Source organism: Blautia sp. CAG:237 (genome assembly GCF_000436615.1).
In the GTDB taxonomy this organism is placed as follows: domain Bacteria; phylum Bacillota; class Clostridia; order Lachnospirales; family Lachnospiraceae; genus Blautia_A; species Blautia_A intestinihominis.
The window spans coordinates 1-12,738 of record NZ_FR886690.1; the positions used below are offsets into that span (position 1 = coordinate 1).

A 12,738-nucleotide genomic window follows, 5' to 3' on the forward strand; every position below is an offset into this window, starting at 1 on the left:
CTTTTAAACTCATTAACATAAAATGGGGGGAGTAATCTTGAAAAATAACAAATACGAAATCGACATGTGCAATGGCTCAATCATGGACAAGCTGATCTCGTTTTCGCTGCCATTGATGCTGTCCGGTATTTTACAGCTGATGTTCAATGCTGTGGACATCATTGTTGTGGGGCAGTTTGCGGGAAGCGAATCGCTTGCTGCGGTTGGCTCGACGACAGCTCTGATCGCTGTTTTTACGAATTTATTTATTGGAGTCTCTCTTGGAGCGAATGTACTTGCTGCACGTTTCTATGCTTCCGGCAAGCATAAGGAGATGTCTGAGACCGTGCATACCGCCATTACACTTGCTCTGGTAAGCGGTATTATTATGGCGTTCGTCGGACTGATCTTTTCCAGGCTGGCACTTGAGATCATGGGTACGCCGGATAACGTTATTGCTCATTCGACGCTGTACATGCGTATTTATTTCCTGGGAATGCCATTTTTCATGCTTTACAATTACGGTGCAGCTATTCTGAGAGCGGTTGGAGACACAAAGCGTCCGCTGTTTTATCTGATCATATCAGGGGTTGCAAATGCCTGCCTGAATATGCTTCTTGTCATTGTTTTTCACATGGACGTGGCTGGTGTTGCAATCGGAACAGTAGTTTCCCAGTGCATTTCCTGTATTCTGGTACTGCGCTGTCTGTATCGTTCGGAAGGAAGCTATCAGCTTCGTTTCTCGAAACTCACGATCAAAAGTTTTTATCTGAAACAGATCTTTCAGGTAGGAATCCCGGCAGGAATCCAGAGCACAGTCATCAATATTTCCAATGCACTGCTGCAGTCTTCCGTAAATTCCTTTGGCTCGATCGCCATGGCAGGTTATACGGCAGCCAATAATATCTTTGGATTTCTGTATGTGTCTGTCAATGCGGTTACGCAGTCCTGCATGAGTTTTACAAGCCAGAATTATGGCGTACGCAAGACGAAGCGTATGGACAAAGTCCTGATGGACTGCATCGTTTTGTCGGTTGCAGTTTCTTTTACCCTGGGATGCGGCGCGTATTTCTTTGGCGATAAATTGCTGAGACTGTATACAAGTGACCCGGATGTTATCCAGTGCGGTATTGAAATCCTTGCATACACGACAGTTCCTTATTTCTGCTGTGGTATCATGGATCTGATTCCGGGAGCACTCCGCGGAATGGGTCGCTCCGGTGTACCGATGATCCTGTCGATCATAGGAACCGTAGGAACACGTATCGTGTGGATCTTCGGATTATTTCCACACCACAGAAGCCTGTCGTTCCTCTTTATATCTTATCCGGTATCCTGGATCATCACGATCATTCTGCAGGTGATCTGCTATTATTTTGTAAGGAAAAAAGTACATAAGACGATATTAGGAATGTGACGGACCGATTAAGTCCGTCACGTTTGCTTATCAGGGAATTTCAAGAAAAGCTGCGGCCGGAGACAAGGAAACTCCGGTCAAGTTTCAGAAGATCGACAGGCATTTCAGCAACCATGGAAAGCGAAGACTCTCCGGTACCGAAATCATCCATTTCGATAAAAAACCATCTTCTCGAAGTGCATTAAGGATATGTGTGATATTATCCGTGTCATTGACGTAGGCACGTTCTATGATCTCCAGATGGAGCAGATTTCCAGGAAGATCATATTTCTGCAAAAGCTGGTCAAAAACCTCGCAGAGATCCTTTTCGTACAGATCGCCTCTGGCGACATTGATAGAGATAGGAAGGCTGCGAAGGTCAAGGTCTCTACGCTCTTTCAGGATCCGGCATGCTTCTTCCCATATGTATTTATCCACCTCGTAGATCAGTCCCTCTTTTTCAATCAGGGGGATGAACTGGTTTGGCGGGATAAATCGTGGAACAGACACCGATTTTTTCGCGGACCCGAAGTGGAAGAGGATAGGTCTCAAAATATGCAGAGACTTCTTCGTGCAGAACTTGGTAAAAATGCTGTTCTTCCGGCATAAAGATATAGAAAGTTTTTCACCTTGTTGACTCTGGAATAGTGGTAGGTAGTTGCTTCTTTTTCTCTTTTCTCAGCCCATGCATCTGCATCAGAACGGGTAAAAACGACTTTGTTAATTTTGCGTTGGAAACAAAAAGTATCAAAGGATTTCAAGATAATGCAAAAGCTTTTTTCCTTGTATCCGCTGGCGATTTTATAGTCAAGGTACAGGTTGATCTCATCAGCAAATCCAGAGTGGAATACAGGTCTGCTCATATGTCTTGCACCTCCTCATACAAAGGACTTGCAATCGGTGGTATTGGAAGTACACATTTGACCAAACTGTCAGCATCAACTTTCAAATAAATTTTTGTTGTTTCCGTACACTGATGTCCAAGAACTGTACTAATAACAGGCATGGAAACATTCTTTTTCAAAAGGTTAGTCGCAAGGCTGTGTCTTAATGAATGAGGACCATGTTTTTTCTCCTGTCAATGCGTGATATGTGCTGCCTGCATATATCTGCTGATAATAGAATGGATCGTTGGAATTGCAAGGGGCATCCCTTTGCTACATCCTTTACTTGCCACAATAATTTCAGGTGCATCCGAATCCGGTCTGCCATTTTTCGGATAATCAATAATGGCATTTCCCACCGACGCGAGAAGTGGAAATTCAACAGGGATGTCTGTTTTGCTCTGCTCAAAAGATATCGTATTTTTATTCCAGTCAATCTGGCAAAACTTAAAATTTACGATATCACCGGCGCGCCATCCGTATTCCGCTGCCAGAAGTAAAACCAGATAATCCCTTTTGCCAACTGAGGATGAACGGTCTACAGCAGATATGATTCTGGAAATTTCATCTTCCGTATAGGTAGTTGGAACTTTGCATTCATTCCGATATTGGTCTTTCAATACGAACAGAGCATAATCCTTTTTGGTAATTCCAAAATCATAAAGATAATGAAGCAGCTGACGAAGATGATTGGCATTATTATGGCGCAGGGATAGGCTGTTGTGGCATGTAAGCGAAAAATAATCTTCAATTATATCAATCCCCAGTTCTTCAAAGCCCAGTCCCTTTTCAAAAAGATAATTATTGAAGCTGCATAGAGCCATACGCCTATAATTGATTGTCTTTTCTGAGCGTCCCAGATCCCTCTCATGCTGGAGATAGAGAAGAATGATCTTTCCGGTATTTCCTGGAAATAAATATTCAACACGAGGTGTTCTGAATTCAAAGTCACCACTTTCTTGATAAGATAGCAACATCCGAATGGCTCGAAGGCTTTTTTTCTGTTTTTTAGTCATTCCCTTAACAATGATGTGGGATCCAATGACCTCATCGCAGTATGCGAAAGCATTATCCCGGTTAAATTCATGGATGCCGTTATCATCAAACCATTGGGATACCGCATCCCATTCTGATGTGAGAGCATTTGCATGGTGAGCGTGATACTCTCTGTCATGCACTTCATCCTTACATAATCGTATAAGTTCTTTTAGATTTGTAATCATGGAACAATCCTCCTTTCAGTTCCATGATACAATACCTGATTGTTATGTAAAGAAATCTATGCTGAAGTTCAACGTATATGGGTTTTAGCAGACATTTCTTTACATAAAAAATATCTTGTCATAACCTTTTGATTTCCCGCTCCGGACAGGGGCATGACGGATTGTGATCCCAAGCCTGGACAGGGAAAACCTCAGTTGTCTGGCAATGTACTGTGAACCGTTATCAAAGTAGCAGGCATCAAATTTTCCTGCCTTGAGTATGGCTTTATGGAAAGTATCTTCCACGATGGATTCTTCCTGGTTATCGTAAAACCTTGAATGGAGTACGTAACGGGAATGGTCATCAATGGCTGAGGACAGATACGTCTGTACCATTGCGCCGTTTTTTCCAATGGGGAGTTTGATCCCATATTTGATGTCCCCCTGTATCAGCATCATCCGGTGTGGTTTACAGAAACGTTTGGATGAACTGTTCCGGGCATCCCGGTACATCTGCATCTGTTTCTGACCGAATCCGGCATTATAGAGATGCCTCTGCATGGTGGAGCGTTTCAGTGTCCCCACAGGTGCTCAGCCTTCCAGTTCCAGGATGTAAATGATCTGGTTTACAGACCGTGTCGGCACTTCCCTTTTCAGCTGGACTGCCTGTTCCAGGATCTCCTTAAAGTTATCCGGCAGCTTTGCGGAATGCTGTTTCGGACGCTCTGCCGGTTTCAGTCCGGAAAACCCCTCTTTTTTGAAAGCAGCTTCATAACGGTACAGGCTCCGCAGGGAGATCCCGTTCCTGGATGCGATGCCCTCCCTCATCTGGAGACGTTTTGCCGGATCAAGGGAGCCTTCCAGTAATGGTGCGATCAGCATGTAGCGTTCCAGGGCTTTCCCGTCGCGCCATTGGTTATCTTTTGTTATATTCATGGTCATTATTCCTCCTTTGAGAGGAACTTACCATATCTTATGAATGACAGCAAAACAAAGCCGGTGCATAGGGAAAACTGTATCACGGGACAAGAAAACCGCCGGAATCATAGATGAATTTCAGTATCGTTTCCAGCCAGTTATACAGGGAACTGCGAAGCATTTCAAGCAGCGGCACGCCGGACATCAGCAGTTCCTCACTGAATCCCGGCAGACGGTGGCCGACAGACCTTAAATAACCATCTATCCTTAACGTATTTTTCATCAGCCAGTGATGCCAGCGGTGCATAGTCATCTCACAGGGATAATCCGCAGAATCTTCATCATATGGAGTAACCTGCTCATCCAGGACACCGGATATGACTTCAGCAGTGTAATGTTTGTATGGGACCAGAAAATCCGGCAGTTCCCGGTGAAAGATCCCACATTTCGTGCATTTCATCCGGCGGATGATACAGATATGACGTTCATGCCCTTCCTGTAGCAGGATCCTTTTGCAGGAATCCCTGTAGGAGAGCTCTTCCATACAGACTGGACAGTAGGATATGGCGCTGCTCTTAATTAAAAATATCGTCTTCCTCATTGTACGAAACGGAATAATCTGATATAATAATCATGGTTTCAAAACCATGATCCCAGAGTATACGTCTTGTCAGGAAGGATGCTCTGGGATCCCTTTCTTTACTGTATTAATGACAGTATACAGGGTAAATCAGAGACAGGCAACAAGGTCTTTGTATTGACATCTAAAGTTAGCATCAACAATGGATAAGAAAGAGTAATCTATTTCATAATGATAAAAGGTAAGAGAATGAATATTATTATATGTGATGATGAAAAAAGTACGTGTGGAGAATTGGAAAGAATGCTAATGGAATATGCACGTAAGAATGGAATCTGCTTCAATATAGAAGCGTTTTTCACTGGTGATAGTTTAGCTGATTATTTGGATAAAGAATTAGTAGATGTTTTGTTTTTGGATATCGAAATTCCAGGGCTTGATGGAATTATGGTTGGAGATTATATTCGCAGAAAGTTAGAAAATGAATCGATTTTCATTGTGTACATATCTTCAAAGGAACAATATGCATTACAGCTATTCCAAAACAGACCCTTTGATTTCCTGATCAAACCATTAGAGAAGACAAGGATTTTTAATGTTATGGATAACATTTGCCGTATTGCTGGAAAGACGAGCAGAGATTTTGAATATCAAAATAAAGGAACTACATTTCGTATACCTTGTAGAGAAATTCTATATTTTCAGAGCTATGGCCGGAAGATTAATATTGTCATGAAAAATGAATCCAGGAGTTTCTATGGAAAATTAACTGATGTTGAAAAAAATGTACCGTCAGGGCTATTTTTGAATATTCATAAGTCGTATTTAATTAATTTTAATTATGTTGTTGAGTACACATATGAATGGGTAAAAATAATCAATGGGGATATTTTAAATATCAGTAAAGTGAATAGATCTGAAATCCGTAGAAAGATATTGGAGATAGAATGTGATGGACATGGGGAATTTAAATAATATATTACTTGAAATATTAGCTACCGGGGTAAGATTTTATGCCATAAAATGTTTTATAGATATTTTTTTATCGAAAGATGAATATCAATGCAAATATACATGGGTTCTTTATGTAATTGCATGCTTGTGGACAAGTATTATTTATGAAATATTTAAAATGCCTGTATTGAATATAATTTCAAACTTAACAGCAATTTTTTTATTAGTTTGTCCGTACAAGGTGAAAATGTCAAGAAAATTGCTCATTACGGTCATGATATATGCGGTAAATGTATTAGTTGATAGTATTGTAGTGCTTTCGTTTACAAAATATACGGTTGGAGATTCGGTAAATCAGATTTATGAATGTATAACAAGCCTTGTGATTTTGATTATAGCGATCGCACTGGAGCGTACTATTCCTATAGAAAAGGATATTTATCTTCCTGTTGTTTATAGGATTTCTTTAGGTGCCGTACCGGTAATAAGCATTGGGTGTTTGTACTATATGGTCATAACCGGAACGAAATTAAAAATGACAGTCGTTGTTGTTGCTGCCTGCATATTGTTCATTAATATTTTAATTTTCTATTTATATAATTCATTGATTCAGTTTTATTCTGCACATATTGAGAAAAAAATGCTGGAACAGATGGTAGAAGTATATTCTTATCAGCTGGACGTTGCTAGAGAGTCTCAGAAACAGGTGAACTCGCTTAGGCATGACATGAAGCATCATATTATTGAATTGCAGTCTATGTTAAAGAATACTAATAATCCAGAAATAATAAAATATTTGCAGGACATGGAAAAATTTATGTTGAATCCAAAAGAATATGTTTCAACAGGAAATAAAGAGATTGACGGTGTGTTAAATTATCTGTTGAGAAACGCCGAGCAGGTTCTAAAAGATGTGGATATTAAAATAAGGGTACCGGAAAAAATTTACTGGAACGATTTTAATATTTGTGCAATACTTGGAAATTTAGTTGATAATGCAGTACGTGAAGCAAGTAAATCAGAAGAAAAGTATTTAAAAATTGATATTCAGACAAAGAAAGGAATCATGCTGATTCATGTGAAAAATAGTTATTCGGGGAGAATCATTGAGACGGGGAATAAAATTCAAACTTCACAAAAAGAGGTGGCCATTCATGGTATAGGTCTGGAAAATGTGAAAAAAATAGTGAAATCAAATGATGGAGAAATTGAAATTGGATATACGGAAAATTATTTTGAGGTAAAAATTTTATTGTATTTGTCTAATATTAAATAAGTTTTATTTGAGACTCTTGAGATTGAAAGGAATTCAACGAAAGAGTCTCCTTTTATATAACAACCATTTTTAGCAATAAAAAGTCTATTTTTTACAAGCTTCAAATTGAAAGGAATAAATGTGCTATGATGCAGGTATTAAATAACAAGGAGGTTCACAATATGAACAAGAAAGTAGTTGAATATGGAAAAAAAGTAATTGGTAAATTGGCAAAGACAATTGCGGTTAAAGATGCTAATACAACTTGTCCTTTTCTGGGATATCAGCCAGATCTTCCGGATTCTGTAAAAAAACTAGGTAAAACTAAACCTAGAAAGTGAAATAGTAGAATTATCTTTGGTAAACATCAGAGATTATTACTAGAAGGATAATCATATAAGGACAGGAGACATATATATTGTCGGAGAAAATAGCGAGAAGCATAGGGAAAAATTCAGAGGAAATAGAGATAATTCAGTATGGATTACATCAGGCGTTTTTTATGCTGATTAATTTCATAACAATCATTATATGTGGGCTATTATGGCAGGAACTGATATTTTCTCTGGTCCTTTTTACCGCAATTTATTTTATAAGACCATATGCCGGAGGATATCATGCTGATACAGAGATACGTTGCTACTTTTTGTCGGTAGGTGTTATGAATTTAGCAATGATGTGTAGACATATATGGAGTGGAACAGAAAGCACATTTTATTGTATTTATTGGATTGCGGGTATATTTATATGGATAAATGCTCCTGTTACGAATCCAAGAAATAAATTGAGCGAAACAGAAATAGCAGCATATGCAAACAAAACTAAAATGTATCTGATTATTTTTAGTGTGCTGTTTGTATTAGCTGTTTTTGGGAAGAAACAAATTTTGCTGGATGGGATTTTATACGCAACTCTTTGTATTGCAATGGCTATGATATCAGGAAAAGTGAAATATAGTAGAAAGCTAGAACAGTGAGATGATTTATACGCATACAGATGAAGTGGATATTATTTTAAGCATGAGGAGCATTTTTGTAATTCAAAATGAAGAACGGAAATGATTAAAAAATAATTATATTACAAAGTGTAGAAAGTCAGATTGGATTTGGTGAATTAGAACAAATACAATCGTGCGGAACAGGTGGTTTATGTACTTGTAGAGCTTATGATAATAGTTGTACGGATAAGAAAAGACGAAAGGAGCATATTTATGCAAAATAGAAAATTTAAAAAATTATCAACTTTTATAGCTGTTACAATGCTGTCAGTAGCAACAGTGGGAACAACAGCTTTTGCTAGTCCGCAGATGTTGTTTGATTCTGAAGAAGGAATAGGCATAGAGGTACATTGCTCAAATCCTAATGCTAGAAGTGAAATTAATGATAACCGTACCAGTGTTTTGGGCGGGACACTATGGACCACATGGAGAACTAAAACATATAGAGCTAATTATGATCATGCTAAAAAAGAACATAGATGTACAGCTCAAAATGGTAATGGTGTAACATCTCGAAGTGACTGGACTGTTGCAGGAAGGACTGCTCGAACTGACTTCATCTCACAAACACTTGCTAATAATAGAAGTTATGCAAGTACTAAATAAAAAGTTCGTTTCTAAGAAAAATAAACATTTATCTATTTATCCAATTATAAAGCTCCTCACAATTGTACGAAATTGCTATGACTCTCCATTAAATATATGGCATTAGAAGAAAGAATTGCTTGATTACCCCTTGTGAAAGCAAGGGGTAATCAAATATAGAGTGTAATATGAAATGAAAAAACTTCGTTGTACAATGAATGTGTGTCTAATAAGTTATCAAGCACAAAATGGTCGATTTTCGAATACAGGAACTCTGGTTTCCAAATTTACGGAAGTACGATTTCACCGCACAAGAATATTCAGTATTTGTTATAGAATTCTAAAGTATAGAAGAAAAGTGATGTTTGAAAGGTTACGAGAAATTGAAATATTCTCAGACATTGAAAAAACTATGAAAACTAAAAGCGAAATTGTTAAATGTGTAGAACAGAGAGGTTGGATGCGTGGAAAAAAAGGTTGTGATATTGCTTACTATTATGACTATGGTAATCAATATATTTTCATTTTTGTATATCAATCAAAAAACTATAGATAAAATATTATACGATAAAACTACCGTATCTTTTAAAATCCATACAGATAAGGATTTGCCAGATATTTTGACAAAGGTAGATAAGTTCTCGGAAACAAATAAAGTTGAGATCGCACAATATAGCTTTTTGAGTTCTAACAAAACAGACATATATTCTACAATGCAGGAAAAGTATAGTGAAGCTTTGAATGTATTAGCCAGATTTTCGGACAAAAAAATAAAGGTACATGAATTTGAAGAGCTTCTTGATGTAGGGTTTAAGAACTTATTATATATAGATACTAAGGATGAAGAAATGATTCAAAAGTTTTCAAATGAACTTGAAGAAGAGTGCGAGATTCAATATTCACTGCCAAGTAGTTTGAAAAATATGAGTTTTATTTCTACAAACATAAATCCTTTGCCGGTCTTTGTTCTTTTTTATTTCCTATTTATATTAATTGTATTTTTTTATTATTCAAGAAACAGGAAAAAAATTGCTATCTGTAGATTATGGGGATATACACATGTACAAATCTATGGCATGGTAAGCAGATTTATATATATGCCGTTATTTTTACCTCTTGTCCTGAATGGATTGCTGGTCGGCGGAATCATATATAAGTTTGGATTTTCTAATCCATTGCTTCAAGTGGTTTACGGGACGATAAAATTAAATCTAAGTATCATATTTTTGCTGATGTTTTCGTCGATCATTGCGTTTCTGATTTCTTTTGTTACTGTAAGCAATACTAGAAGACAGATGATGTCGAGAGGAATGATTATATCAAATATTTTAAGGCTTTTTTTACTTTTTTTAATACTTCTCTTTATTAATAATCTTTTTGAAGAAAAAAAGGAGCTGGACAGAGATCTAGATAGCTTAATGGCGTGGAGTGATACCAAAAATCTTTTTAACTTACAGGAAATCTATTCACCGTTTAATTATAAGGATTTAGCTTCTGAAGATGTACTCAACAATAAAATCTTAAAGGTGTACCAGGATTTAAGTGGTTTGGATAAAGTATTTATAATCAGCACACGCAATTTCGAACGTTCAAATGTCACCGATGATAATTATGACTATACTTATTTGCATGATTTAAAGAATGAGGGAGATTTGTATTCTCCTTATGGTCGAAATATAGTGGTAGATAAGAATTATTTGAAAAGACATGAAATCAAATCTGTTAATGGAAAAAGTGTCGCTGATATAATAGATGTAGATGGTGATGTTTTAAATATATTAGTGCCAAAAAAATATAAAAAATATGAAAGGATCATAGAGGATTCATTTAGAGATTGGTTTTATTTCCAAAGAGTCATAGTGACAAATATGTATAGGGCGGCTGGCAATAAAACGGAGATCCACAAAAATCTTGATGATCTAAATATTAATATCATTTATATAGAAAACAATCAGAGATATTTTACATATAATCCGTATTCCGGAGACAGTATGAATACAATTGCAGACACTATCGTTACTGTATATACAGAAAATATAGATGCATCTACGCTAGGATCATATGTAGGAAGCAGCGTGTTTGTGGAGGCTGAAGATGAGTATAGCGCTTTGAAAGAAATTAGTTCCATAACTGAAAAATATGATGCCAATGAATTAAATTCGGTAGCATCAGTGTATGATAAAAAAGGAGTAGAAATCCAGTATCTGAAAAATAAGATGGGGCAGTTGATATTAAATACTATAATCATATTTCTGTTTCTGATTATGTTTATGATGGTTACTACATACTTCTATTATAAGTTGTTTTTTCGGGAACTTATCATAAAATCATTATACGGGTATCCGTTTGTATATATCTATAGATTTCTATTTCGGACAAATCTGCTTATAAATATAGGTGTAATACCGTTCGTGGTAATTGCCTGTAAACAGCTGCCATTATATATGATTTCCATAATTGGAGGGCTGCTTCTTATAGACTATTTTGTGGTTTGGATAGTTAACAAGTATTTATTTGCGAAAGGCGAGGCTCAGTTTATAAAAGGAGAGTTTAAATGATAAAATTGTCAAAAGTTTATAAATGTTTTGATAAACGAGTGGTTTTATCAGACGTATCTCTGTCTGTCAGCAAAAACGAGTTCATTTGTATAACAGGTGAGAGTGGTGCCGGGAAAACAACATTATTAAATCTTATCGGTTTACTGGACAAACCGGACAGCGGGGAAATAAGTATAAATGAAAAAAATTATTTTACCTCTAAGGAGATATTAAAGCTGAGAAGAAATTTTTTTGGATATATATTTCAGGATTATTTATTAATGGAAGACAAAACAGTCCAGGACAATCTCAATATATCTAAAAACATATTTAAATATGAAAATAGGAGACAGGATGAAAAAGATATAAATGAAATTCTGGAGATGGTAAGACTGAATCCTGCTTATTTAAATAAAAAGGTCTATCAATTAAGTGGAGGAGAGCAACAAAAAGTAGCGATAGCAAGGATGCTGTTAAAACCTTATGAGCTAGTATTAGCAGATGAGCCTACTGGGAATTTAGATTATAGAAATAAAAATGAGATTATAGAAATATTTAAAGAAATTAAAAAAAATGGAAAAACTATCATTTGTGTTACCCATGATAAAGATGTGGCTGACTCTGCTGACAGAGTTATCAATTTAAGTAGCCTATAAAATAAAAACTTGAAATAGGAGGAACAAAGAATGTCGAAGAAATGGAAAGTGATTCTTACTATATTAACAGTGATTTTTCTGCTATTTATTTTCCTTGTATACAGATATGGCTTTCAGCATTTGATGATTATATTTCGAAGAATATGGTATTTAGTGTTTTAATAGTTGCTGCCGGAAAAAATAATGAAGAATTATTTATTCATATGTTTGATGATGTGGATCTACTGCCCAGCCAATATATGCGGAAGGAAGGTATAATTCCTTATTTGATTGTAGAAGAAGGTTTAATAAATGTATAGAAAATGTTCCGAATGAGTGAGAAATACATAGAAAAATCAGAGACATGAAGATACCTTATGACAAATTGGATATAATTCTAGAAACAAGTAAAGAGTTGATTAAGGAAAAAGAGAAACAAAGAAAAATAAACGAAAGGATGTTATTCCTGATAGATATAAGTAGCTTTGCCACAGGCATTTGTATATTTGTTTTTTTCTGTAGCAAAAGAGCTGTTTATAAAAGGAGAAAAGCGGATAAATAGAGCACATTATTTAAGAACAGATATCCGTCGTCTGATAAAAAATTATCCAATATATTTAGGTATTGTGGGTGTTGCAATATCCATGTGGTTTTCCCTTGAAGATTATGCGTTTAATGAGGGAATGGTAAATGGAAATGCGTTAGATACATACTGTCATGCGGCGAATTACAGTTCCCACCTACTGCAGTTCCACTGCAGATTAAATTCGGTATTAATTTCATACCCTCTACCATAGCGTGCCGTTTCCAACGGCA

General features: G+C 36.4%; 14 protein-coding genes and 1 pseudogene. 9 read left to right on the forward strand and 6 right to left on the reverse strand.

Annotated elements, in window-relative coordinates; genetic code table 11:
* Positions 1–22: 22 nt before the first annotated feature.
* On the forward strand, positions 23–1,396 hold the full coding sequence (locus tag QZL69_RS02780; protein ID WP_173906897.1) for an MATE family efflux transporter: 1,374 nt from the start codon (positions 23–25) through the stop codon (positions 1,394–1,396).
* Between the two features lie 84 nt (positions 1,397–1,480).
* Here QZL69_RS02780 and QZL69_RS02785 read toward each other — a convergent pair whose 3' ends face one another.
* The 6 genes and pseudogenes from QZL69_RS02785 to QZL69_RS02810 all read right to left on the reverse strand — a co-directional run bounded on the left by QZL69_RS02785 (position 1,481) and on the right by QZL69_RS02810 (position 4,923).
* Complete coding sequence (locus tag QZL69_RS02785; RefSeq protein WP_173905706.1) at positions 1,481–1,885, reverse strand: EAL domain-containing protein; 405 nt, start codon at positions 1,883–1,885, stop codon at positions 1,481–1,483.
* 38 nt (positions 1,886–1,923) lie between these two features.
* Positions 1,924–2,238 (reverse strand): hypothetical protein, encoded by a 315-nt coding sequence (locus QZL69_RS02790; protein WP_022213703.1) that lies wholly within the window; start codon positions 2,236–2,238, stop codon positions 1,924–1,926.
* Positions 2,235–3,482: pseudogene (locus QZL69_RS02795) on the reverse strand (site-specific integrase). The gene QZL69_RS02790 and the pseudogene QZL69_RS02795 overlap by 4 nt, the downstream one beginning before the upstream one ends.
* Positions 3,483–3,581: 99 nt before the next feature.
* Positions 3,582–4,046, reverse strand: coding sequence for a DDE-type integrase/transposase/recombinase (locus QZL69_RS02800; RefSeq protein WP_022213705.1), 465 nt, complete (start codon positions 4,044–4,046; stop codon positions 3,582–3,584).
* Positions 4,047–4,052: 6 nt separating this feature from the next.
* A complete protein-coding gene (locus QZL69_RS02805; protein WP_022213706.1) occupies positions 4,053–4,397 on the reverse strand; it encodes a transposase in 345 nt (114 codons plus the stop codon).
* An 82-nt stretch (positions 4,398–4,479) separates the two neighbouring features.
* Positions 4,480–4,923, reverse strand: coding sequence for a DUF6431 domain-containing protein (locus tag QZL69_RS02810; protein WP_022213707.1), 444 nt, complete (start codon positions 4,921–4,923; stop codon positions 4,480–4,482).
* Between the two features lie 285 nt (positions 4,924–5,208).
* Here QZL69_RS02810 and QZL69_RS02815 point away from each other — a divergent pair, with 285 nt between their 5' ends.
* From QZL69_RS02815 to QZL69_RS02850, 8 genes are all read left to right on the forward strand, one after another.
* Positions 5,209–5,934 (forward strand): LytR/AlgR family response regulator transcription factor, encoded by a 726-nt coding sequence (locus tag QZL69_RS02815; RefSeq protein WP_022213708.1) that lies wholly within the window; start codon positions 5,209–5,211, stop codon positions 5,932–5,934.
* Positions 5,912–7,189, forward strand: a complete 1,278-nt coding sequence (locus QZL69_RS02820) for a sensor histidine kinase (protein ID WP_022213709.1) — start codon at positions 5,912–5,914, stop codon at positions 7,187–7,189. The genes QZL69_RS02815 and QZL69_RS02820 overlap by 23 nt, the downstream gene beginning before the upstream one ends.
* 161 nt (positions 7,190–7,350) lie before the next feature.
* Positions 7,351–7,509 (forward strand): cyclic lactone autoinducer peptide, encoded by a 159-nt coding sequence (locus QZL69_RS02825; protein ID WP_118252419.1) that lies wholly within the window; start codon positions 7,351–7,353, stop codon positions 7,507–7,509.
* A 77-nt stretch (positions 7,510–7,586) separates the two neighbouring features.
* The gene (locus tag QZL69_RS02830; protein WP_022213711.1) at positions 7,587–8,144 is read left to right on the forward strand and encodes an accessory gene regulator B family protein; all 558 of its coding nucleotides are present in this window, start codon (positions 7,587–7,589) and stop codon (positions 8,142–8,144) included.
* Between the two features lie 234 nt (positions 8,145–8,378).
* Positions 8,379–8,771: a lactococcin 972 family bacteriocin gene (locus QZL69_RS02835; RefSeq protein ID WP_022213712.1), complete on the forward strand. Its 393-nt coding sequence runs from the start codon at positions 8,379–8,381 to the stop codon at positions 8,769–8,771.
* A 443-nt stretch (positions 8,772–9,214) separates the two neighbouring features.
* Positions 9,215–11,308 carry a hypothetical protein gene (locus QZL69_RS02840; RefSeq protein ID WP_022213713.1) on the forward strand — a complete coding sequence of 698 codons (2,094 nt, stop codon included), beginning with the start codon at positions 9,215–9,217 and terminating at the stop codon, positions 11,306–11,308.
* Complete coding sequence (locus tag QZL69_RS02845; protein ID WP_022213714.1) at positions 11,305–11,943, forward strand: ABC transporter ATP-binding protein; 639 nt, start codon at positions 11,305–11,307, stop codon at positions 11,941–11,943. The genes QZL69_RS02840 and QZL69_RS02845 overlap by 4 nt, the downstream gene beginning before the upstream one ends.
* A 41-nt stretch (positions 11,944–11,984) precedes the next feature.
* Positions 11,985–12,242: a hypothetical protein gene (locus QZL69_RS02850; protein WP_173907472.1), complete on the forward strand. Its 258-nt coding sequence runs from the start codon at positions 11,985–11,987 to the stop codon at positions 12,240–12,242.
* Positions 12,243–12,738 lie beyond the last annotated feature (496 nt).

Bases quoted from the DNA above. Each gene is read 5' to 3' on its own strand.
- QZL69_RS02820 (WP_022213709.1), top strand. From the start codon at position 5,912: ATGGACATGGGGAATTTAAATAATATATTACTTGAAATATTAGCTACC.
- QZL69_RS02835 (WP_022213712.1), top strand. From the start codon at position 8,379: ATGCAAAATAGAAAATTTAAAAAATTATCAACTTTTATAGCTGTTACA.
- QZL69_RS02805 (WP_022213706.1), bottom strand. From the start codon at position 4,397: ATGAATATAACAAAAGATAACCAATGGCGCGACGGGAAAGCCCTGGAA.
- QZL69_RS02780 (WP_173906897.1), top strand. From the start codon at position 23: ATGGGGGGAGTAATCTTGAAAAATAACAAATACGAAATCGACATGTGC.
- QZL69_RS02815 (WP_022213708.1), top strand. From the start codon at position 5,209: ATGAATATTATTATATGTGATGATGAAAAAAGTACGTGTGGAGAATTG.
- QZL69_RS02810 (WP_022213707.1), bottom strand. From the start codon at position 4,923: ATGGAAGAGCTCTCCTACAGGGATTCCTGCAAAAGGATCCTGCTACAG.
- QZL69_RS02790 (WP_022213703.1), bottom strand. From the start codon at position 2,238: ATGAGCAGACCTGTATTCCACTCTGGATTTGCTGATGAGATCAACCTG.
- QZL69_RS02850 (WP_173907472.1), top strand. From the start codon at position 11,985: ATGGAAAGTGATTCTTACTATATTAACAGTGATTTTTCTGCTATTTAT.
- QZL69_RS02845 (WP_022213714.1), top strand. From the start codon at position 11,305: ATGATAAAATTGTCAAAAGTTTATAAATGTTTTGATAAACGAGTGGTT.
- QZL69_RS02825 (WP_118252419.1), top strand. From the start codon at position 7,351: ATGAACAAGAAAGTAGTTGAATATGGAAAAAAAGTAATTGGTAAATTG.